Origin of the sequence: Lactobacillus gallinarum, from assembly GCF_002160635.1 — a bacterium.
In the GTDB taxonomy this organism is placed as follows: domain Bacteria; phylum Bacillota; class Bacilli; order Lactobacillales; family Lactobacillaceae; genus Lactobacillus; species Lactobacillus gallinarum.
Window position 1 is genome coordinate 178,487 of sequence record NZ_NFKZ01000001.1, and the last position, 22,540, is coordinate 201,026.

The following is a 22,540-nucleotide window of genomic DNA, read 5'->3' on the forward strand; positions in this document are numbered from 1 at the left end:
TTTCTATTCTCTTAACTTTTAACAGTATCATAGCAAAATCGTGATTTTAGAGCTACTTTTGTTTTCGCCTTTTATCTTGAATATAACTTGCAATCCTACCAGCAGAATACTCAAGCTCTCCTACTCGATTACGAATAATCGTTGCATTAACAGCAACGCCAAATAAAAACAATAGTGAAGCAATGTTCAACCACAACATAAAGATAATAAACGTACCGACAATGCCGTAGTTTTTCCAAGTAATTGGAAAGTTATGCAAATAAAAACTAAATAAAAATGATAACGCCATCCATCCAAATGAAGTGACAAATACCCCCGGCCAAATTACACGTTTCTTTAGTTTAATATTTGGCAAAACATAATTTAAGTAAAATACCGCCAAAATTATAATCAAGAAAATCACGGGATAACGATAGCTAAATATTTTACCAATTTCATGAACTGGTACTTTAAAAATTGCATCCATTAAATCTAGCAATTCTTGACCAAACGCCAATATTACACCAACTGCAGTAAAGATGATAATCATCAAAGTAGTAAAGATGACTGTGATCAACCTTGTCCACAAAAAATTAAGCATTGAAAGTTTTAATTCAACTTGGTGAACACCATACAGTCGGTTCTCACCTAATCTAATTGCATTAACTAAATTAGAAAAAGACCAAATCGCTAAAATAATACCAAATGAAATATAGCCAGTAGATGTCGTCCTCAATAAAGAATTGATGATCGGCATAATAAAACTAGATACTTGATCTGGAAAAATCAAATTTAAATATTTTGCAATAGGCGCTGTATCAATATGAAACAGAGGCAGGACATTTCCGATAATAATGATAATCGGAAAGATTGAAAACAAAATATAATATGCAATTACAATTGAACTATCAATAATCTCACCTTGCGACAAAATCGTTCGCAAAGTAAGAAAGAAATCACTTATTTTTGAATTAGATTTCTTTATCTCATTTTTCATTCAAGAACCTAATCATCCATCTCATCAAAGTGAGGGATGTATTTTTCTAAACCATCATATGGTTTTTGTAAAGTTAAGATCTTAGGACCATCTTTAGTAATAGCAAAAGTGTGTTCAAATTGAGCAGCATTTGAACCATCTGGAGTTGCGTAGTAAACCCAGTCATCGTTAGGGTCATCAACTGTTCTTTGGTCAATATGCCAATCGCCACCTGCTTCAACCATTGGTTCACAGGTAATAGTCATACCTTCACGAAGACGAATGCCGTGACCAGCCTTGCCCCAGTGTGGTACTTCTGGATCTTCGTGAATTGATGGTTGAATACCGTGACCAATTAATTCGCGGACATCACCATAATGGTTTTCGTCTTCAACCCAATGTTGAATAGCGGCACCAATATCACCGATACGGTTACCTAAAACGGCTTGATCAATTCCTAAGTACATTGCCTTCTTAGTTACTTCGATTAATTTCTTATCAGCTTCTGAAATTTCACCAACTGGATAAGTAGTGCATGAATCTGACTCGTAACCATTTAAGTTGCAAGTTACATCAACCTTAACGATGTCGCCTTCCTTTAAGATACGGTCTTTTCTTGGAGTTTGGTGAGCAATTTCATCGTTAACTGAGATACAAGTACCATACTTGTAGCCTTCAAAGCCTTGTTCTGAAAGACGACCACCACGACTCTTAACAAAGTCTTGGCAGAATTCTTCAATTTCCCAGGTTGAAATTCCTGGCTTAATTACATCACGCAAGCCTTCAAACATTGTTGCAAGAAGATGGCCTGAAGCTTGCATACCTTTAAGTTCTCTAATTGATTTAATTGTAATCAAAACAAATTCTCCTTTGATAAAACTTTTTTAGTTTCAGATACCACTATTATACCGTTTTACTAAATACTTTTAAAAGGCTAATCATTTTCGTCTTTCAAAGTATTGAGTGTGACGTAAATTTCTTTGGCGATTATAATCTCTGCCATTTAAGTGGAAATGCTCGCCATATACTAAAGAAACAATCTTATATTGTCCCGACTTTGTCTTGCCGAAGATCACATAATCGCTCCATGTGTCTCTAGCAAAGCTATCCTCAAAGCCTTCATTAAATTGAACTTCTTTATCCTGACCATTGACGTTTAATTGCGTAATAATCAAATTCTCGTCTAACTTGGCATATTTGACAACTTCAATATTATTAACAACGGTATCATCAATCGTTCCCTGTGAGATCTTCAATTTAAATTCCTTAACCATGGCTTTGTAGAAATATTTATCTAAATATTTTCTAAGTAAATGCAGACTATGATGGCGGTTGACATATTTTTCGCGTAAAAGCTGACTATATAAATACTGAGCTTGAACATAAGTCTCTGTAAAACTATCATCTAATTCATTATTTTTATTTTCCACTAATTTAATTTTGGTTAACCGCAACATTTTCTCGAACTTACTAATTGTTAAATTAGGTTGAAAAAGTGTATAGGCGTTGTCGCTTTAAATGGTACGCATAATGAATCTTGCGCAGCCAATAGCGGAATCTAGAAAAAAGCATTTCTAAATATACTAATCCTCCCAGAACTAGGAAAATTAGTAATATTACTCCCCAACTATGTAAATCAAAGAAATCCGCATCACTATCTGAATCTGATGACGACCAACCACCGCCGCCGGATGAAGAACCACCACCTGTTGAAGTACTGCCTCCACCCGTTGATCCCATCGAAGCATAGGTTGGCTGATTATAACAACTTTGCCCAACTACGGTTGTCGCACTTAAGGCTAAAAACAAAATAATAAAAATTCTGAAAATTTTATGCATAAATTACCCTCTACTAAAAAAACTCTGTTATCTCTGATTTACTTTACCGTTTGTTTAATTAAAAATACAGAAAAAATTTTAAATCCTTAAATATAAGGCAAAATAATGAATTTCAATTTTAAAAATTTGATAAAACCAAACGATTTTACGATAGTTTCATGTATAATAAAATGTCGTATAATGCAGTGAAAGGTATGAAAAATCATGAAAGCAAGAATTGTCTACGCCAGTATGACTGGCAATGATGAAGACATGGCAGATATATTAGAAGAAGATCTTCAAGACTATGGCTTTGACGTTGAAACCAGCGATGTTGGTTTTACGGATGCTAACGATTACTTAGAAAGTGATCTCTGCATTTTCATTACTTACACTTATGGTGAAGGTGCAATGACCGATGAAATTGCAGACTTTTATGAAGAATTAAAGGCTTTAGATTTAAGTGGTAAATATTTTGCTGTCATGGGTTCTGGAGATAAGACCTATGGTGAACACTTCTGTGAAAATGTTTTTGACTATGAAAAGGCATTTAAAGAATGTGGTGCTACTGAGATTACTAAACCAGTCACTATTGAAAATGCGCCTGACGATGAAGCAATTGATCTAATCGACCAAGCTGCAAAGGAAATGGCTGATAAGCTACATGACTAAAAATAAAAAAGAAGTTACTGCTGTCGATCAAGCTCAAATTCGACAATTAGGGCAAAAAATACTTAAAAGACACCGTAATCTTTGGGTATACATGATTTTTGGCTTTGTAGCTGCCTTAATTAACACTTTAGTCTTTATGGTGCTTCACTCTTGGTGGCACAGCGTAATGGTGATTTCTAACACCATTGCTTTTATTGTGTCCAACCTGGCATCATTTTACTTTAACCAAAAAGCCGTTTTTATTAATAATGTCGATCATGATCACAGCACATGGCATAAATTAATAGTTTTCTTTACCTATCGTGTAATTAGTCTAATTCCAGATACTTTAATTATGCTGGTAGGATTATCTTGGCTTCATTTAAACGCCTTACTTGTTAAGATCATTGACCAAGTATTAGTTGGTGTATTCAATTATTTAACTACTAGATCAGTCTTTCAAAAGCAAGAACATACCATGATTGAACGAGCTAAGATGCGGATTCAAGAACAAAAAAATAAACGAGATAATAAAAAAAGTAGCAAAAATTAAATTTTGCTACTTTTTGTTTTGCTCTTATTCAAAATCTTTTGGCTTCTTTACTTTATCTTTATTGAAATAGTAATAAATCGCATCCATAATGCGATCACTGGCATGACCGTCACCATATGGATTCTTGGCATTCGCCATCTTGTCATATGCTTCTTTATTTTCTAAAAGTTCCAGCATACTCTCTCTAACTGAGTCGACTTGCGTGCCCACAAGCTTCAAAGTACCAGCCTTCACGCCTTCGGGACGTTCAGTTGTATCACGCAAAACAAGTACTGGCTTGCCCAAACTTGGAGCTTCTTCTTGCACGCCGCCTGAATCAGTCATGATAAAGTAGCTGCGTTTTGCTAAATTGTGGAAATCAACCACATCAAGCGGTTCGATCAAATGAATTCGAGGATCACCGCCTAAAACTTCGTTAGCAACTTCTTGCACACGTGGAGACAAGTGCACTGGATAAATAATTTCCACATCAGGATGCGAATCAATTACCCGCCGCATCACCTTGAAGACGCGGCGCATAGGTTCACCTTGGTTTTCACGTCTGTGCATAGTCACTAAGATCACCTTGTTGCCTGGCGTAATTTCATCCATAACGGCATGATGATAATCTTTTTGCACAGTTTGTTCTAATGCATCAATTGCGGTATTACCAGTTACAAAAATATTGTCTGCTTTATGATTTTCTTTAATCAAATTACTCTTAGATAATTCAGTTGGAGCAAAATATAAATCAGCCAAATCGTCGGTCATTTGGCGATTCATTTCTTCAGGAAATGGTGAATACTTATTCCAAGTTCTAAGTCCAGCTTCCACATGTCCCAACGTAGTTTGTTGATAAAAGGTAGCAAGTCCTGCCGCAAAACTAGTCGTTGTATCACCGTGAACCAGCACAACATCTGGCTTTTCTTCTTTGATAACCTTTGACAAATCGATCATAACTTTCGAAGTAATGTCTTCCAAAGTTTGATTCTTGTGCATAATATTAAAGTCGTAATCAGGTTTAATTTTAAAAATATCAAGTACCTGATCTAGCATTTCTCTATGTTGTGCACTGACTACAGTCACTTCATCAAAGCGCTCATCTTTTTTTAGTTTTAAAACAAGCGGTGCCATTTTTATCGCTTCAGGTCTTGTACCAAAGACAGTCATTACTTTAATCTTCTTCATAAAAATCCCTCCGATAAACTTATTTAACTATAACTGATTTATTCCTATCTTGCATCTTAATTCTGTGTTTTAATTGAAGATGTACTTACAGAAAGTTGGATATATTTATGAATTCTAGTTTAATTTTTTTAATTACTACAGCTCTATTTATTATCATTGGCAGTTTCTGCTTAGTATTTGGATTGGACAAGGCTAAGCCTGCTAAACTTAGACGACGCTTGCTTTACTCTGCTCTAATCTGCGTCTTTATCGTCTGGGGCCTGATTACTTACATTATGCTCAATCCATTAGGTTAATATTTACAAAAAAAGCCATCTGCATCACAGATGGCTTTTTTGATGACCCCGGTGAGATTCGAACTCACCTCTACGGTTTAGGAGACCATTGTTCTATCCAGATGAACTACGGGGTCAAACCTAAGATTAACTTTACCAAAAAATAAGGTAATAGTTAATCTTTTTTTCTAAAATTGTGTGGTAAAAAATGTTTTAGGATTATTGGTATCTGCAATTTTATCTGCCGCAATAACAAAAGGTGTCCAAATTGCTAAAGATATCAACATATCGACGATGCTTAAAACAATCGCACGCCAGTCATAATTGCAGGCTAAAAATGGACCAATAATCGGCGGCATAATACTTGGCACCGCCACTTGTACCGGATTGACTAACCCCATCACGCTCACCCAATAAGAAAACGCAACATTAACTATTGGCGCTAATACAAATGGAATTAAATAAACTGGATTTAAAACAACAGGCAATCCCAATAAGATTGGTTCTCCAATATTGAAAATACCTGGTGCAAGCGCAATTTTAGCTACCGTACGATAATCACTGCGTTTAGAGAACATTAAAATTGCAACGATTAACATTAATGTACCACCGGCACCACCAAACCAGGCAAAAACATCAAAAGATCCACGGCCCCAAAGATATGGTGAAACATGTCCATTACGTACAGCCGTAATATTGCTATTTTGGGCGGTTAGCCAGATTGAATCTAAAATTGGTGATAAAACTCCCAAGCCGTTGATTCCGAAAAACCAAAATACCTGCACCAACATTGTTACTAACAACACTGTACCAAAGCCCTGGCCCCATTTAACCAATGGCATTTGAATACTGGTTAATAGCCAATCACCAAAATACTGCCCGGTCAGAACTTGAAATACATAGTTAATTCCACCGACACTAAAGATCGCAATTATCGCAGGAATCATCGAGTCAAAGGCCGCTTGTTCAGCATGTGGCAAATTAGCTGATAAATGAATCATAATTCTTGCTTTATAACAGGCCCAATAAATAAAGAACCCAGCCGAGCCAAATAAAATCGCAGTAAATAATCCTGTTGTTGAAAATTGGCTGATATCAAAAGCATCCCTAATCAAAATACTATCGCCATGAAATTTAATTTTTGCAAAACTGGCGATACTTAAAGCAAAGGATGAAAGCGAAACAATAGCCGCCGCTAACCTATTTCCTTCAAAAGCTTTAGCTAACTGGTATCCTAATGCCAACGCAAAGAAAAATGCAAAAAGAGAAAAGGTCCCTCGCCACACCAAATTGCTAATGGACACAAAAGGCTGCATTGCAAAAGCGAATGCATTCCAACCTAAATGAACTTTAGCAGCTTCAACTAAGCTTTTAATCAAAACAGCTAGCGATCCAGCAATAGTGATTGGCATCAAAGAAACAAAAGCATCCCTTAGCGCAACTAACCATCTTATCTGTCCTAAACGATTAGCTAGCGGCAATACATAATCTTCCAGCCATCTAACTAATCGATTCATTTTTTCACCTTCAGATAATGTGGATGATATCCCTTATTTTTCTTATTACGTTTCTTGTGCTTTTTCTGTTTTTTCTTAACTACCTGCTTAACTTCTGCAGCAGCTTCTTGCTTCTTTTCTTTCTTTTTCTTAGGTTTAGCAGTAGTCAAATGATACCCAGCAAAGTAAACTCGCTCTATCTGCAATTGATCGGCTAAAAGTTTCTTCAGATCACGAAAATCATGATCATCGCCTAAAGTGACCACATAACCAGTGGCATTCATTCTTCCAGTTCTACCTGCTCTATGCAAATAAGTATTTTGTTCACTTGGAATATCAAAATTGATAACGTAGGTCACACCTGGAATATCCAAACCACGCGCAGCAAGATCCGTTGCCAAAAGCAACTTTGTTTTTCCTGTAGCAAGATCATTTAAGGCCTTTTCACGACGCTGCTTACCAAATTCATTGGCTAATAATTCGAACTTAGTCTTGGTATGACCAAAAATACCGGCAAAACGCATCATGGTCTCATTAGAATCAAAGAAAAGAATACCTTTAAAATGATCTAATTTGGTCATTCTTTGTAAAAATTCAATCTTATGTTGATTATCAACTTGCAAAAAATAATGCTTGGTAGTTGAACTCTGCTGATTCCGCACATCAACTAAAAGAAAATTACGTGCAAATAATTCTTCTGCATCTCTAGTAATCTCTGAATCAGTAGCACCAAAAAGCAAAATTTGACTATCTGAACCTAAATTTTGACCTAATGCAGACAATAGCTCTAATTTAGCAAATTCCAAAATATCATCTGCTTCATCGATAATCAAAGTTTTAATTTGAGCTACCTTAATCCGACCACTAGAAAAGAAATCAAAGAATCTTCCTGGAGTAGCTACAATTACCTCAGGATGTTTTTTCTTTAAATTATCTTCTTGTCTCTTTCTATTACCAGCCCCTACTAAGGTTGCACCCTTTACATCTAATGCATGCAAGTAAGGATTAATGGCATGCCGAATTTGAACAGCTAATTCGGTAGTCGGAGCCAAGATAACTACGCTATTAGCTTTACCTTTTTCCGTTCTTTCTAAGCTAGGCAAAGCGTAAGCTAAAGTCTTGCCTGTTCCCGTTTTAGCTAAGCCTATTAAGCTAGCTCCATTTTTGATTGCATCGTATGTTTGTTTTTGAATTATTGTTGGTTCGGTTTTATGCTCTTTGAGCAATATTTGTTTTATTTTTTCTTGATACATTATTGTGTTAATTGTCCATACTTCTGTTTATATTGACTAACGGTTCCGTTATACGCGTACATTGTAATGCCTTTTTCTAAGCCAGAAACATCCTTTACGCGTCCGTTAGTTGTATAACGCCAAAATGAATACTTTAATTTATTGGGCGCTTTTTTATCCGTCGACATAAATAACGTTGCTGAATCAAAGTAATGGCGATACTTTTGATCAAGCTCCACCATTACCGTTTTACCTCGTTGCTGCAACATCTGGGTAAATTTACTCATTGATTTCAAATACTTTTTGCTAAGTCCGGCTACCGGAATAATTAAAATAGGTAAGCTGCCTGTATTATTCCCTACTTGGTTAAAAAAGTAACGATAATGCTGCAAGGCAGTTGATTCATTACTATATGAGATTTCACTACCAAAAGCGAGCTGTGTACCCAAAATTTGATCTCGATAGGATAAATAATTTTCATCAAAATAAGATCTGCCTTGTGTTGCCTTCAAATAGACAAATGAAATGCCATTAGACTGTAACTTATGCAGATCTACATAATCTATGTCCTGATTCAGTTCGATCCCGATCGGACTAGAATTAGAATCCGGTGGCAGTGTTGTTTGCTTTTTAAAATTAAAAAAGCCAATCAAAAGAAATGCAATTGCTAAAATTAATAAAGTCAAGATTGCAGGTAAAGTATATTTATGATGATACCTTTTCATGACTTTTCCTCCCGCTAATATTTTAACCAAAAATGCGAATCATACCAACCCTTGATATTTCATGTGCTAAAATAATTTATATATTAACTTTTTTAAGGATGGTGAAAATGTGAAAAGACAAATTTCTTTTGGACAAGCTCTCGCCACAGTAATTGGTTCAGTTATCGGAGCCGGAGTTTTCTTTAAAATTGGAACAATTACGGCCCAAACTGGCAGTAGTTCAACCACAATTTTTGTATGGATATTAGCCGGAATAATTTCGATTGCGTCGGGACTAACAATTTCTGAAATTGCAGCGAGCTTAAAAATTAATGGTGCGATTAAATATTTGGATTATACCTATGGCCGCGTCTGGGGCTTTTTATTTGGCTGGGCACAAATGATTGTTTATTTCCCCGCACAAATTGGAGCATTGAGCTCGATTTTTGGTGTTCAATTTGTTTCACTATTTGGCATTAATGCCAAATATGCCAATCTAATAGCAATCTTTCTTGTATTATTTTTACTGGCTATTAACCTAATTGGCACAAAATTTTCCAGCAAAATGCAGTCAGTTATCACCATCTTAAAAGTGATTCCAATTGTTTTGATTATCATTTGGGGATTCTTCAATCAAAATAAAATTGCAGCTCCCATCTTTCCATTAACAGTTGGAAATAATATTTCTTTTCCTAATGCCATCAGTCAAGGATTACTATCTGCCCTTTTTGCTTTTGAAGGTTGGATCGTTGTCACCAACTTGGCCAATGAGGTCAAAAATCCTGAGAAAGATTTATCCCGTGCAATCATTTTGGGTTTGTCTGCCATTACTTTAATTTATGTTTTAATAAATTATACTTTTTTAACGGTCTTGCCAATTCATGACTTAGTAAACAATAATAATGCTGCCTTTGAGGCTTCGATGAAATTATTCGGTCAATTCGGCGGTAAATTAGTGACTATAGGTATTCTGATCTCCGTTTACGGTGCAGTTAATGCCTTCATGTTAACGGGGATGCGTACACCATATATTCTGGCTCAAGATAATCTTTTACCATTTTCAAATAAAATTGGTAAAGCTAACATTCACACTGGCGTGCCGGTCATGGGAGCATTGATTGTAGATGCAATTGCAATCGTGATGATTTTACTGGGTAACTTCACAGTCTTGACAGATATGCTGGTTTTCGTCATGTGGACCTTTAATACCATGTTAGCTATTGCCGTCATTATTTTAAGAAAACGTGAACCCGAATTACGGCGGCCATTTAAAGTTCCGTGGTACCCAATTATTCCAATCATTTCAATCCTAGGTGGTATCTTTATCGTAGTTTCCACTATTATTAATCAATTCATTTTATCAATCATCGGAATCGGATTAACTTTATTGGGCTTGCCAATCTACTTTTATATGCAAAAACAAAATAAGGAAGAACTTTAACGGTTCTTCCTTATTTTTTATTTATTCACATATTTTTGAATAACTTCAGGCTTTAATACTCCAACATAAGGGATGTTTCTGTACATGTTCAAGAAGTCCAAACCATAACCTACTACAAATTCATTACCAACTTTTGAACCGTAGTATTCAAGGTCAACGTCAACATTTCTGCGAGCTTCCTTATTAAGCATTGCACAACACTTAACGCTCTTCGCACCACGTTTTTTGATTAAATCCTTCATAAACTTCAAGGTCAAACCAGTATCGACAATATCTTCCACAATCAAGACGTCACGATCTTTAACATCTGTGGCTAAATCTGTCACAATCTTGACCTTACCAGTCGATTCAAAACCATCACCGTAACTAGAAACATCGATAAAATCTAATTGATGAGCGACATCCATCTGACGAGTCAAATCCGTTAAGAAATAAATAGCACCCTTTAAAGCACCAACCACTAATGGCTTCTTACCTGCATAATCTTCAGTTAGTTGCTTACCTAAACGGACACACATTTCATGAATGTCATCTTCAGAAAATAATTTATGATCAATAATATCGTTGATATTGTCGGCTTTAACCAATTTACCTACCCCTCAATCCAATTTATGTTTAAAACTCTTATTATTAAGAAATTATAACATCTTTGTACAAAAAAAGCGTCTTAAATGACGCTTCTTCTGAATAGTTTCTATTTCTTACTATTTTCTGTTTTTTCTTTGGCTTTACCTTTAGCATTAATTGGAGCCACGATAAACCAACGCATAAATCCTTGCTCAATACTATCAAGCGTAAATTTATAACCTTCTAGTTCAATCGTTTCACCCTTCTTAAGGTTAGGATAATGTTCCATCATATAACCACCAATAGTAATGATGTCACTATCTTGAAATGCCTTCAGATCTATATGGAAGTAACGTTCAAAGTCATACAAAGTAGTCTTACCAGAAACATGGACATTACCTTCTTTATCTTTGATGATGTAATCATCAGAAACATCATCAATTTCATCTTTTACAGAACCAAAGAGCTCTTCGTAAATATCCTTATCAGTAACAATACCACTTGTACCACCGTATTCATCAACAACCAAAACAATTGGAGTGTGCTTAGAAATCATCAAGTGCAAAATATATTGAATTGGCATTGATTCAGGAACAGTAATGATTGTTCTGATAATTCTAGTTACTGGAACACTGCTATCAACTTGGCTTTGTTGGACAATATCGTAAGCATAGACATATCCTACTACATCATCCTTATCATTATCCCTAACTACTGGAAAACGGCTGTAACCCTCTTCTAAGTATTTTTTAAGGGCATATTCGATAATATCAGTAGAATCAAGGACTGATAAACGTGTTCTATCAGTCATGATATCTTTAGCTACTTTATCGTTTAATTCGAAAGCCCGTTCCATGTATGTGAGGTCTTCTTTATCAAGCGAACCACCATGCACCGCATTACGTGACAACTTAATAATTTCGGATTGAGAATAAACCTCATTTTCTTCATCAGCTGGGGCAAAACCCATTAATTTCAGAATTCCATTAGAACTAGTATTAAGCAGCCATACAAATGGATAAACAACCGTGTGGAAAATATGAAGTGGTGTAACAATTGCCATCATCATCTCTACAGGTTTATCAATAGCAATATTCTTAGGAACGACTTCAGTTAATACAACTTCCAAATAGGTTAAAAGAATCACACCCAAAATCGCACTCACTGACTTAATAAGCGATTCACTCATTGGAGTTAAATGAAATGCATCCGCTAAAATAACAGCAAATGTATCAGCTGAGAACCAACCTAAAACTACTCCGACAAGAGTAGTACCTACTTGTGTGGTTGAAAGATACTCATTCAAATTATGCGTCATGTGAAGCGCACGTTGTAGTTTCTTTTTATTGCCCTGACCCTTAGCCAGCATATCTTCAAGTTTACTAGGTCTGGTTTGTACTAAAGCAAACTCTGCAGCAACAAAGAATGCAGCAACAACAAAAATTAACAAAGTTGCAACTAAATTAGTTGCGATCTGAGCTGGACTCAAAGCATTATCACCTTTTTTATAACTTAATTACTAAAACCTATTTTACCATTTATTAACTATAATAGTTCAGTTTTGCACAAGTGAAATTGGTTTATTTTGTTAACTTATAAATTTTGTCAAAATGCACACGTGCTGGAATAAATTTCGGATCATTAATTTCCGCATTTTTATCGATATAACCGATTGCAATAGCCATACCGACTGCTTCATCTTCAGGAATCTTAGCGTATTTTCTAACAAGATCTGGATAAGAAACCATTGAGTGAGCTGGCATAATCCCCAATCCGCGGTTAATAGCTAAAAGCATGATACTCTGTGCAAAAATACCCAAATCAAATACTGACCAAGCTGGTGATTTCTTAGGTACTGTTAAGAAAATAATAGCTGGGGCATTAAACATTGTTTTGTTAGCATGTGAAAATAATTGCAACTTGTTTCTAAAGAAGAAACTTTGAGATGCACCCATAGTAACCATGTTTCTACTTGGGAAAACATCCCAATCAAGTGACAACATTGAAGCAAAATCTTCATCTGGCTTAATATCATTATCATTATTTTCAATTGAAGCTTGTTTAAATTTCTCTAAGGCATCCCCTACTAACACATATGCTCTCCAAGGCTGTGAATTAAGCAATGATGGTGATTGTTGTGCCTTTTTAATTATTTCGGCAATCGCATTTTCAGGAACTTTTCTATTAGTAAATTTCCGAGTTACATGTTCTTTTTGAAAAACTTCTTTAAAATCCATTGTTATTCTACCCTTCTAAAAAATTACTCTGTTTCATTCATGCATATTATAGTTTAACCGGTCTAGGTTATCTTTACTCTTTTTTGCCCTCAGCTTTTTTTCTTTGAGCTTCAATTTCTTTTAAGTGGGCACTCATTGCTAAATCATTTTTCCTCATAGCTATAAAAGCAGTAATGGTCAGCTCTAATCCGCCTACACAGATTAGTAGCAAACCAACTGGAAATAAATATAATGCTCCTTTAGGAATAAACGAGGCTTTAATTACCCAACACAAAATTCCAATCAGCATCAAAATAATTCCTATAAGCACCGCTTTTGTATTTGGTCGATATCTTTTCATTATTTCTCCTCATCTTTTCTCTGCTTCTATCTTAACAAAAAAATCCTAGCTTCACCTTAGAAGCTAGGATTTAAAACTACTTTTTTATTAGTCTTATTAAGATTTTATTTGAGAGAGGGAAAATGACTAATTAAATTCAATAGTTTGTACTTTTTGGGAATGCTTAACAGCACCCTTTTCAATTGGAGTAACTGACTTTACAAGATCCATGTTGGTATAAACTACGATACAACTGTCATCGTAGCCTTTGTCAGTGATCATTTGGAAATCCATTGTGGCTAAAGGCTGACCCTTTTCAACTTTATCGCCTTGGTTAACACTAACTGTAAATGGAGCACCTTTTAATTCAACTGTATCAAGACCTAAGTGAATTAAGATTTCTAATCCATTAGTTGTCTTGATTCCAATGGCGTGTTTAGTTGGAAAGAGTGTAGAAATAGTACCGTCAACTGGTGCATAAATTTGATTATCTTGTGGTTTAATTGCAAAACCATCACCCAGCATCTTGGTTGAGAAAACATCATCTTTTACATCAGTAATTGGCATAATGTCGCCATCAACCACTGCATCTACTTCCATACCTTTATTCTTCTTAAAGAAATTAAACATAATTTAAACCTCTAGATTTCTAAAATTCAAGTAACAATATCAACATAAAGCATAGTACCGATAAAACGGCCGCTACCAGTGAGATAGCAATTACTACTGGACTAATATTATCTTGTGTCTTTTTTAAAGTTTTGGCTTTATACATTCCCAAGATGGCTAAAACACCACAGAGCAAGTTGCCAACCAAAATTTGACCAATGAGTTGACTTACCATCAAAAAGCGATAAGTTTGTCGATTAATCAAAAATTGCTTTTTATTTAGCAGCAAATAGTAGCCGAGAACAAAGTCAACGATTGCAATAATAGTAACGATTGCCACAGCTGGCTGCTTAATAACGATCATTTTGATCGATTGATCCGACGCACCGCTACGTAACGCTATCAATGCCCAGAATAACAGCGGAGCAATGAATAGGATGTACGAATACCAAGTAAGAATCTTTTTAGTATCCAAATTCATGCTTCTGGTCATTCGATCAAAAAAGTTTTCAACTTTTTGTTTACTAATTGCCCACATTGACTTCTATATCCTCTCCTTGGCTCTGTTGCCAAGCCACATATTCACTAACAAGCAAATCAATCAAATAATATGCTGGAGTAAAGGCTACTTTGCCACTCTTATAATCGGCATCATCAGTAAAGGCAATTGTTGGGAAATAAATATTATGCTGAACAATTGAAGCTAATTTATTCTGTTTCATATTAGTAAATGAAACATATCTAAATTTATCATTTACCAATTCAAGCTTGGTAATTTCCTCATTAATTGTCTCATTATCACCCGTAAATGAAATTACGAATAAGATATCGCCTTTTTTAGCAAAGCGGCTAACCGCCTTTAATTCATCAAGAGCTGACGGTAAAACTGTTGCATGCTTGCCAACTATAAATAGTTCGTGAGCTAGATACTGTGCAATCAGCTCCTGCTGCCAACCAGTTGAATAGATGTAGACTGTACTAGCATCGTCTAGATCATGATATAAGCTATCAAAATCACGTTGCTTAAAATACTTCAAAACGTCATCATTTACTCGACTGAGTTCTCTTGCAAAATTATTTTCAATTTTGATTGGCTTTTGCTTTGATTCAGCCAATTCTGCTAAATCAAATTTCAATTCGCTGTAGCCAGTTAAGCCTAACTTTTTACATAAACGAAATATTGCTGATTCAGATACATAGAGCTTCTTCGCTAATCTTGCAAGGCTTAACTTACTACAGTCTTTCGGATTATTTAAAACAAATTGAATTATCTGTTTTTCAGAATCGTTTAGTTTATTACTATTTTCATAGACCATCGATCTTAAATTTGCCATATTTACCTGTGTCCTTATCAATATATAATTTATATATTAATAATACCACAAGCGCTTACAGTTATAATAATTGTTTCATCTGATCAACAACTTGATCGGCATCCAATCCAACAACAATGTCAATTTCGTTGTTGTCCTTGTGTTGAACTTCATATGAATCTGCGATCTTCTTGAATTCAGAATCTGGAGCAACTTTCTTAGTGTCAAAGACGTGAGTTCTTACTCTAGTTGAGCAAGCAATTACATCCTTAATGTTTTCGCCACCACCAAGAAGGTCAACGATACCTGTAGCTCTCTCAATGTATGGATTATCTTGTTCAGTTGAAACCTTAGCGTCACTGCCGCTTTGTTGCATCAATTGAGTCATTTCGTCCAAAACTTGAGGAACGTCAAGACCAACAATAACTTGTAATGCTTTACCGTGGTGAACAACGTTAACGGCCTTGTTGGCCTTAAATTGTGAGTCTGGAGCAACCTTGCTTGGATCAGCAACAGATACACGTAATCTAGTAGCACATGATGACAATTCAGTAATGTTTGAAGCACCACCTAATAAGTCAAGGTATGCAGTAGCTCTTGCGATGTAAGGGTCGTTTGCATCCTTACCTGCTGCTTTAGCAGCCATCTTTTGCTTGTATTCTTTCTTGTTGATAAGTTTAACGTCTTCATCATCAGCTTCACGACCTGGAGTGATGTAGTTAAACTTCTCAATCATGATCTTAAATACGAAGTAAGTAATAATACCGAAGATAATACCAACGATAAATTGCATTACATATGTATGCCAGTGGTTTTCCCAAAGTGGTAACCAGTTCATTGATGCAATACCAATGGCACCGTCTGACATGAAACCTCTTAAACCAAAGGCCCACATTACAGTGTTCATAGTAGCTGACAATACTGAGTAAATTACCCAAAGTACAGGAGCTGCGAACAAGTAAGTAAAGTCGATAGGTTCAGTAATACCAGCTAATACTGAGGTTAAAGCAGCTGGGATAAGCAAAGCTGAAGTTTGCTTCTTCTTGTTCTTCTTAGCAGTTGCGTAGAAGGCAAGACAGATAAATGGTACTAAGAATACCTTTTCGTTACCGTAAAGTTGGAATCCTTCAACTGAAGCGATTTGTGAAAGTGGTTTAGTACTTGCAGCGTATTCAGCAAGGTGTTTCAACCAGTATGGTTGCAAACCGCCGGCAACAACGGCTGGACCGAATTGGAATGGAATGTATACCAAGTGGTGAAGACCAGTAGGAATCAATACACGGTTCAAGAATTGGTAAATCCAAACACCGATAAATCCACTATCTACGATGAAGTGTTGCATGCTGGTGATACCCAATTGAACTTTTGGCCAGCCCCAGCAAGTAATGAGTGCTAAAGGAATCATTACAAAGAATGCTAAAGCGTAGACATAAGTTGAACCTTGGAAAGTACCAAGCCAGTCAGGCAACTTCTTGTCGAAGTACTTGTTGTGTAACCATACAACGATCAAAGCAACAACCAAGGCACCTAAGATACTAGTGTCAAGAGTCTTGATACCAGCAATGTTAGTTAAACCGTGGTTAGTAGCGTTAGCAACAATTTGAATCTTGTCAAAGTTAGGAATGCCAAATGCTGCACCCCAGTGGGTAAGCATTGCACCGATGAAGTAGTTGTAAGTCAAGTAAGCAATAACTGCTTCCATGGCTGCTCTACCTCTAGCCTTATTAGCTAAACCGATAGGCAAACCTACAGTAAACAAAATACCCTCTTGGTTGAAGACTGTCCAACCACCAGCTGAAATTGTGTCCCAAACTGAGTTCCATGCCGTCCCTGGATTAGCAATTGAGCCAAACAGAGTTGGGTTATTGAATAAGCTTCCTAGAGCTACAACAATACCCGCAAACGAGAACAGCATAACTGGGACGAACATTGCGGCCCCAAACCGCTGAAACTTTTGCATCATAATAATTTACCCCTGAAAGAAAGAATCAAACTAAATCAATTGTTTCTTGTATTACACCTAATCTATTTCACCAAATCTAACTAGTTGCAAGGTGCTCATACAACTAGATCTTATCTAAATATTTCTCCTCTAGATAATTGATTAAGATAGAAAATCTAAGTGATATCAAATTCAGATTTATCTCTATCTCAGCAGCTAGCTTACATTCTTATTTATACCATAGTTTTTCTTTTGTGTAAGCGTTTTTAAAAAAGCTGAAAAGCTGTTTCAAGGTATTAAAATAATATTTCATCGCCTGAAATATATTTCAGATATTTTTTTAGCATATTTAATCAAATGAAATATTTTTGTGCCTTTTATAGCGTATGTTCAAGTAAAAAGTTTACATGCCAATTTAGTGTGTCAAGAAATATGCTGTTTATTTTATTATTTATATATATATTAAATGTATGCAAAATATTTCATTTTCATACGCTTCATGTTTAGGTATAATGAAAGCGATTACCAAAAATAAGGAGCTCTTTATGGCAATTAAATTTATTGCATTAGATACAGATGGAACTTTGCTTGATTCAAACGGTAAAATCTTACCTAGCACGAAAGAAGCAGTTAAAAAAGCATTAGATCAAGGAATTAAAGTCGCATTATGCTCTGGTCGTCCTATCGCAGGTTTAAAACATTTTATGGATGAATTAGGCATAGTTGGGCCTGATCAATATGCAATCACTCTAAATGGTGCAATTACTATAACTGCAGATGGTCAAGTTATGACTGAAGATTTGGTTTCAAACAAGTTTTATCGCAAAATGTACGATTTCGGTAAGAAACATCACATTCCATTCAATGTCGTATCTCCTGATTCAAAGATCATTACTGGAGATCATGACGTTGATTTGATGATCTACACACAAGCTTACGAAAATTCTGCTACATTATATATTCGCCAGCCGGATGAATTGCCTGCTGATTTTGAAATAGCTAAGGGATGCTTTGTAGGCAAAGAACAATTAATTGATCAATGGGAAGAAAAAATTAGCCAAGAATTTGAAAAGGATTTATATGTAGTTCGCGCTGATTCATGTTTTCTTGAATTATTGCATCCTGGCGTCAGCAAAGGTAACGGCTTAAAGGAATTAACTGAAAAATTAGGAATTAAGCCAGATGAAGTAATGGCAATTGGTGATGAGCGTAACGACTTAACGATGTTTGAATTTGCAGGAACAGCGGTCTGCATGGGTAACGGCAGTCCAGTCGCTAAAGAACACGCTGATTATGTTACTGCTTCAAATGATGAAGATGGTATTAGTACGGCTTTTGAAAAATTCTTATAAACGAAAAAACAGGACTTAGCATATGCTAAATCCTGTTTTTTTATATTATTCTAGCCTAACAAGCGCTCAATATTTTCATCTATGACTAATTTTCTCTTGCCCGTCATAATCCAAATCGCAATAGCTACTGGAACTACAATTGAAACAAGCGAGCTGACCCCATCACTAAGAGTGCCTGACCAAACCTGCGCTTTAATTCCACCATTAACTGCATAATTCAAAAAATCAACGCCAAAGTGATAACAGCATCGGTAACCACAATTTGCCAGTATATAAATATAGGATAGCTAGAACTAAGCCCAACGCTGCGGCATAGATTGGTCGCTGCAAAATCCTGACCGCCTAAATTAGTAAAATGCACAAGCCAAAGACAACCGCACTAACAATCACAGTGATCTGAACTCGATATTTACTGTTAGCAAAGCCAACTATCAAAGCTAAGATCGTCAAATAGCGGTTGGTTTCTTCAAAGACACCTGCTTCTAAGGCTCTACAAAACGATGCCCAAGTTGGTTTCAACGGACCAAAATCTGGTTTGAATAAGATCTCTACTAGATTATTTCCTTTTCCGCAAAACTCTGCCCAGAAGGCAAAGACAATACAGAATAGAAGTAATAAGATAAATGTCACATTCGACCAGTTACTAGACTTCTGCCATTTTAAATCAGGATTGAAGCTAAAGCCCCAACATTTTACAATCAGCATTGCTGCTAAAAATGCAGCTACTCCAGCCATCAAACCGGAAGAAATCAAGACGTTAATCCCCTGCGGCTTTAATTCAATCGCTGTCGATGACAAGAGCACCATGTCAAAGTAGCAAGCTGCAATTAAGCAGCCAAACCAATTTTGCACTTGCCCTATCGCTACCACTGCGACTGGTAAGTCCATTACTAGCAAAATAAGTCCAAATAAAACGATAATGCCTAATTTAAAACTGACATAACACAAAATATTGTGAAAAAGTATGTACCACGTCACTGATAAAATTGCAGGCATGATTATAATTGCTAACCAGCGAGTGACTGCTGACTTCTTTTTTAACCAATTAAAAGCTAAAACCAGCACTGGTAAAATACTAACCACAATACATAGTCCTGCTGTAGCTAGATGTACTTTAACAATATTGAAAATTGCCATCCCCCACCAAAGCAAGATGACGATAGCTATTTCCCATCTGAAGTAAATATTCTACTTTCTTAAGTTCATTTTCTTTCTCCTTTATCTCAAGATTATTATCTAGCTTTCTAGTAAAGGCAGAAATATAACTTCAAATCCGGTTAATTTTTAGTCAAATTCGGTAACTATTTTGTTTCAAATTATAAGTGTTTATCATACCTTTCATCACATAGGTAAAGCGACGAGAAAACTTGATTACATCCCCATTAGGAAAGCTAATCTCCTTTTTCTTTAAATTGATTTGTGCAATATTTTTCGGATTTACCAAATATGATTGTGATACTTTCTTTAAAAACTCATTTTGCTGATCAATGTTCTTAATATCGCCTGCAAACTCGGCAGTGCCATCATTACGCACCAAACACAGCTTGTGTGGTGCCCTGGTTGTTGAAATATAATAGATATCATCAATATTAACGTTGCGAATGATCCTGCCTAAACGATAAGAAAACGTCATCTTCTTGCTAAAATTAGCCTTAGCTAAATTATTTACAGCATCCCGTACCGTCTCATTCAATCGCTGCTGCAAATCAGAATTACTTTTGTTGATATAGTCAATCGACCCGATACGCCGTTGATAGGTCAACTCCATGTATTCGTCATAAGCAGTTACAAAAACAATTTGTGCTCGCTGATCTAACTTTTTAATTTCTTCAGCTAGATCCACACCGTTTATATCGTCCTGGTTATCGCCTAATTCAATATCTAAAAAATAGATTCCGCCGTCTAAGTGATGTTCATTTAGATAGTTCAAGACCTCATTTGCATTTTGAGCAGTCGTACCGATTTCAAGTTCAACTTCTTCGGGCTGCATCATTGCCGCAATTCCCAATTTCAAAGCTAAATTACTTGCTTGCGCAAGATCATCATCACAAATAATCACTTTATATTTCATTTCTATTCCTAGTCAATTACCATAGTAAAATTAAACCAATTATCTTTTTCACTATATTCAATAAACATGTTGTCATATTGATCATTTATTGCTTGAACATTAGCTAATTGCTCGCTTTCTTCAATAGCATTATCAAAGGCGATGCCAATAATCCGCACTAAATCAAACAATTTCACGTTTTTAGGTAAAACTTTAATCTCTTTTTCGCATTCAAAAGAATACTTGATTCCTAATTCATTAGCTTAGGCTAGTTTATTCACAACCAAACTTTTAAGTGCATCATTATGTAAGTGATTCAAATTTTTAAAATGCCAACTATTTTCATCATTAATCTGTTTTTCCGTATATTGTGCCAATTCTTGAACTAATTTTTGATCATGATTATTCACAGCTACTGTCCGCATCGTTGCTAGTAAATTCAAATAATCATGCTTAAATCTGCGCAAACGATCTTCACTATCTTCTAAATCATGTAAATAGAGCTTAAAGTTGCGCTGTTCCTGCTTTTTTAACAATTTTTTCTGTAGCTGTACACTTGCAATATAGACTGCCACAATACATAGAAACTGCATTTCCATGATCAAAATCCCAAAAATTTCAGCTGGTAATTTGATTTCTGGCACTCGCATAATATTGACAATTAATGCGCAAGCATAAAGATAGACTACTAGCCAGTCAGCAATCCGGCGATTTTCATTAGTTAAAAATTGATGAATCTGATAACGCCATTTTTTCAAAATTAGATACAAAATAGTTAAAACTACCGGATAAAACAAGAAAGCAAAAATTATTGGCAAATAGGAAAAAACATAATTGCTCATTAAATAAGTTAAGATTAAAACCGAGTGAATTAAGGTAATTGCTGCAACAGTTAACAACTTACCTGCTCGTTTGTAAAAGTAACAGTAATAAAGAGCAATAGTTGTAACAGGACTGATAATATTGCTCCATTCTGGGATATACTCTGCAATTACTTGATTGCAAATAAAAACGACCAATGCAAATATTAAATCTCGCTTTTTAAATTTGACATTAGTAATAGCGTAAAAAAGTATTAGCTCTAGTACTACAAGAACTACCGCTCCTGTGTAATAACCTAGATCGTATGATGAAATATTTATTTCCCTTTTCCTCCTACTATTTATTACTCTTCACTTTAGCATTATTTGCAAAGGTATAATTGTACTGATTCAAATTCGGTTATTTTTCAATCAAATTTGGGCAAAAAATAATCACTACCGAAATGATAGTGATTATTAATTCTATTTATTTGTTTGCACATAATGCCGATTAAACAACCAAAGACAAATTATTGCCAAGATCATTAATGGCAAAACTGCTAAGAAGACTTTGACAAGTGAAATGTTATGCGAGCCTGTATTAGAAGTAAGAATCACAGGTTTAAAGTCGATGAAGAAGTGTAATACCATACACCAAACGATATTATTCGATAATAAGCGCAAATATATCAAAATTATTCCGGTAGTAAAAGCGAAGATGACTTGGCCAACAGTAGATTGTAACGGTTGGGGCGCTAAGTTAATTAAGTGCATACAGCCAAATAAGATTGAACTGATCAACCCAGCTATCAAGAACCGATTCTTGTTGTGATAAAAGAAGCTTAATAAGCTATTAAAAAGCAAGCCGCGAAACAGCAATTCTTCGATTACCCCTGCCATCAACGCTATCACAAACATCGAAATAATTTTATTGATCGCCATGTTAGAAAATATTGGTTAAATATATCCACTTTATTTTATTTGAATACATTTTCCTATCTTATCTTCGTTTATTAATATCTGCTTTCAACCTTTTTAGCACACTCCCAAACTTTTGCT

At 35.5% G+C, this 22,540-nt stretch carries 28 protein-coding genes and 1 tRNA gene; 5 read left to right on the top strand and 24 right to left on the bottom strand.

The genetic code is table 11. The features are described 5' to 3' along the window. Positions 1-52 precede the first annotated feature (52 nt). The 4 genes from B5E95_RS01020 to B5E95_RS01035 form a co-directional block, all read right to left on the bottom strand. Entirely contained in the window at positions 53-976 is a 924-nt protein-coding gene (locus B5E95_RS01020) for a YihY/virulence factor BrkB family protein (RefSeq protein WP_087235414.1), read from the bottom strand. A gap of 8 nt (positions 977-984) precedes the next feature. After that, positions 985-1,812 carry a type I methionyl aminopeptidase gene (gene map / locus B5E95_RS01025; protein WP_003633294.1) on the bottom strand — a complete coding sequence of 276 codons (828 nt, stop codon included), beginning with the start codon at positions 1,810-1,812 and terminating at the stop codon, positions 985-987. A gap of 81 nt (positions 1,813-1,893) precedes the next feature. Then, complete coding sequence (locus tag B5E95_RS01030) at positions 1,894-2,412, bottom strand: hypothetical protein (RefSeq protein WP_241146301.1); 519 nt, start codon at positions 2,410-2,412, stop codon at positions 1,894-1,896. Positions 2,413-2,437: 25 nt separating this feature from the next. After that, a complete protein-coding gene (locus B5E95_RS01035; protein WP_087175942.1) occupies positions 2,438-2,794 on the bottom strand; it encodes a hypothetical protein in 357 nt (118 codons plus the stop codon). A gap of 204 nt (positions 2,795-2,998) precedes the next feature. Between B5E95_RS01035 and B5E95_RS01040 the strand changes: the two genes are divergently transcribed. Beyond that, positions 2,999-3,445, top strand: a complete 447-nt coding sequence (locus B5E95_RS01040; RefSeq protein WP_087175941.1) for a flavodoxin — start codon at positions 2,999-3,001, stop codon at positions 3,443-3,445. Then, complete coding sequence (locus tag B5E95_RS01045) at positions 3,438-3,977, top strand: GtrA family protein (RefSeq protein ID WP_087175940.1); 540 nt, start codon at positions 3,438-3,440, stop codon at positions 3,975-3,977. The genes B5E95_RS01040 and B5E95_RS01045 overlap by 8 nt, the downstream gene beginning before the upstream one ends. A gap of 24 nt (positions 3,978-4,001) precedes the next feature. Here B5E95_RS01045 and wecB read toward each other — a convergent pair whose 3' ends face one another. Next, positions 4,002-5,144, bottom strand: a complete 1,143-nt coding sequence (gene wecB, locus B5E95_RS01050) for a non-hydrolyzing UDP-N-acetylglucosamine 2-epimerase (protein WP_087175939.1) — start codon at positions 5,142-5,144, stop codon at positions 4,002-4,004. A 107-nt stretch (positions 5,145-5,251) separates the two neighbouring features. On the opposite strand from wecB, the gene B5E95_RS01055 reads away from it, so the two are divergent. Beyond that, the gene (locus tag B5E95_RS01055) at positions 5,252-5,440 is read left to right on the top strand and encodes a hypothetical protein (RefSeq protein WP_025005464.1); all 189 of its coding nucleotides are present in this window, start codon (positions 5,252-5,254) and stop codon (positions 5,438-5,440) included. Positions 5,441-5,483: 43 nt separating this feature from the next. Here B5E95_RS01055 and B5E95_RS01060 read toward each other — a convergent pair. From B5E95_RS01060 to B5E95_RS01075, 4 genes are all read right to left on the bottom strand, one after another. After that, positions 5,484-5,556, bottom strand: a tRNA-Arg gene (locus B5E95_RS01060). A gap of 51 nt (positions 5,557-5,607) precedes the next feature. Further along, positions 5,608-6,936: a PTS sugar transporter subunit IIC gene (locus tag B5E95_RS01065; protein ID WP_025005463.1), complete on the bottom strand. Its 1,329-nt coding sequence runs from the start codon at positions 6,934-6,936 to the stop codon at positions 5,608-5,610. Beyond that, positions 6,933-8,168, bottom strand: a complete 1,236-nt coding sequence (locus tag B5E95_RS01070) for a DEAD/DEAH box helicase (protein ID WP_087175938.1) — start codon at positions 8,166-8,168, stop codon at positions 6,933-6,935. Before B5E95_RS01070 ends, B5E95_RS01065 begins: the two co-directional genes overlap by 4 nt. Next, entirely contained in the window at positions 8,168-8,872 is a 705-nt protein-coding gene (locus B5E95_RS01075; RefSeq protein WP_087175937.1) for a GH25 family lysozyme, read from the bottom strand. The genes B5E95_RS01070 and B5E95_RS01075 overlap by 1 nt, the downstream gene beginning before the upstream one ends. A gap of 109 nt (positions 8,873-8,981) precedes the next feature. Here B5E95_RS01075 and B5E95_RS01080 point away from each other — a divergent pair, with 109 nt between their 5' ends. After that, positions 8,982-10,292, top strand: coding sequence for an APC family permease (locus B5E95_RS01080; RefSeq protein WP_025005460.1), 1,311 nt, complete (start codon positions 8,982-8,984; stop codon positions 10,290-10,292). 17 nt (positions 10,293-10,309) lie between these two features. On the opposite strand, the gene hpt is transcribed toward B5E95_RS01080, so the two are convergent. The 8 genes from hpt to B5E95_RS01120 all read right to left on the bottom strand — a co-directional run bounded on the left by hpt (position 10,310) and on the right by B5E95_RS01120 (position 17,300). Then, positions 10,310-10,879, bottom strand: a complete 570-nt coding sequence (gene hpt, locus B5E95_RS01085) for a hypoxanthine phosphoribosyltransferase (protein WP_025005459.1) — start codon at positions 10,877-10,879, stop codon at positions 10,310-10,312. 107 nt (positions 10,880-10,986) lie between these two features. Continuing rightward, positions 10,987-12,348 carry a hemolysin family protein gene (locus tag B5E95_RS01090; RefSeq protein ID WP_087235415.1) on the bottom strand — a complete coding sequence of 454 codons (1,362 nt, stop codon included), beginning with the start codon at positions 12,346-12,348 and terminating at the stop codon, positions 10,987-10,989. Between the two features lie 91 nt (positions 12,349-12,439). Beyond that, complete coding sequence (locus B5E95_RS01095; RefSeq protein ID WP_087235416.1) at positions 12,440-13,096, bottom strand: nitroreductase; 657 nt, start codon at positions 13,094-13,096, stop codon at positions 12,440-12,442. Between the two features lie 73 nt (positions 13,097-13,169). Then, positions 13,170-13,436, bottom strand: a complete 267-nt coding sequence (locus B5E95_RS01100; RefSeq protein ID WP_025005456.1) for a hypothetical protein — start codon at positions 13,434-13,436, stop codon at positions 13,170-13,172. Positions 13,437-13,562: 126 nt separating this feature from the next. Further along, positions 13,563-14,045 (bottom strand): PTS sugar transporter subunit IIA, encoded by a 483-nt coding sequence (locus B5E95_RS01105; protein WP_087235417.1) that lies wholly within the window; start codon positions 14,043-14,045, stop codon positions 13,563-13,565. A 19-nt stretch (positions 14,046-14,064) separates the two neighbouring features. Beyond that, complete coding sequence (locus tag B5E95_RS01110) at positions 14,065-14,562, bottom strand: hypothetical protein (protein WP_025005454.1); 498 nt, start codon at positions 14,560-14,562, stop codon at positions 14,065-14,067. Beyond that, positions 14,549-15,358, bottom strand: coding sequence for a MurR/RpiR family transcriptional regulator (locus tag B5E95_RS01115; protein ID WP_087175934.1), 810 nt, complete (start codon positions 15,356-15,358; stop codon positions 14,549-14,551). Before B5E95_RS01115 ends, B5E95_RS01110 begins: the two co-directional genes overlap by 14 nt. Positions 15,359-15,419: 61 nt before the next feature. Continuing rightward, complete coding sequence (locus B5E95_RS01120) at positions 15,420-17,300, bottom strand: PTS sugar transporter subunit IIBC (RefSeq protein WP_087175933.1); 1,881 nt, start codon at positions 17,298-17,300, stop codon at positions 15,420-15,422. A 524-nt stretch (positions 17,301-17,824) separates the two neighbouring features. Here B5E95_RS01120 and B5E95_RS01125 point away from each other — a divergent pair. Next, positions 17,825-18,631, top strand: a complete 807-nt coding sequence (locus B5E95_RS01125; protein WP_087175932.1) for a Cof-type HAD-IIB family hydrolase — start codon at positions 17,825-17,827, stop codon at positions 18,629-18,631. A 50-nt stretch (positions 18,632-18,681) separates the two neighbouring features. On the opposite strand, the gene B5E95_RS10805 is transcribed toward B5E95_RS01125, so the two are convergent. From B5E95_RS10805 to B5E95_RS01150, 7 genes are all read right to left on the bottom strand, one after another. Further along, positions 18,682-18,852: a hypothetical protein gene (locus B5E95_RS10805; protein WP_239460736.1), complete on the bottom strand. Its 171-nt coding sequence runs from the start codon at positions 18,850-18,852 to the stop codon at positions 18,682-18,684. 4 nt (positions 18,853-18,856) lie between these two features. Next, a complete protein-coding gene (locus B5E95_RS11105; RefSeq protein ID WP_341461763.1) occupies positions 18,857-18,961 on the bottom strand; it encodes a CPBP family glutamic-type intramembrane protease in 105 nt (34 codons plus the stop codon). Positions 18,962-18,973: 12 nt separating this feature from the next. After that, positions 18,974-19,768: a hypothetical protein gene (locus tag B5E95_RS01135; protein ID WP_087235418.1), complete on the bottom strand. Its 795-nt coding sequence runs from the start codon at positions 19,766-19,768 to the stop codon at positions 18,974-18,976. Between the two features lie 151 nt (positions 19,769-19,919). Then, on the bottom strand, positions 19,920-20,702 hold the full coding sequence (locus B5E95_RS01140; RefSeq protein WP_087235419.1) for a LytR/AlgR family response regulator transcription factor: 783 nt from the start codon (positions 20,700-20,702) through the stop codon (positions 19,920-19,922). 8 nt (positions 20,703-20,710) lie between these two features. Then, the gene (locus B5E95_RS10810; RefSeq protein ID WP_233186971.1) at positions 20,711-20,872 is read right to left on the bottom strand and encodes a GHKL domain-containing protein; all 162 of its coding nucleotides are present in this window, start codon (positions 20,870-20,872) and stop codon (positions 20,711-20,713) included. A gap of 72 nt (positions 20,873-20,944) precedes the next feature. Next, on the bottom strand, positions 20,945-21,700 hold the full coding sequence (locus B5E95_RS01145) for a hypothetical protein (RefSeq protein WP_241146302.1): 756 nt from the start codon (positions 21,698-21,700) through the stop codon (positions 20,945-20,947). A 264-nt stretch (positions 21,701-21,964) separates the two neighbouring features. After that, positions 21,965-22,423, bottom strand: a complete 459-nt coding sequence (locus tag B5E95_RS01150) for a CPBP family intramembrane glutamic endopeptidase (RefSeq protein ID WP_087235420.1) — start codon at positions 22,421-22,423, stop codon at positions 21,965-21,967. Positions 22,424-22,540 lie beyond the last annotated feature (117 nt).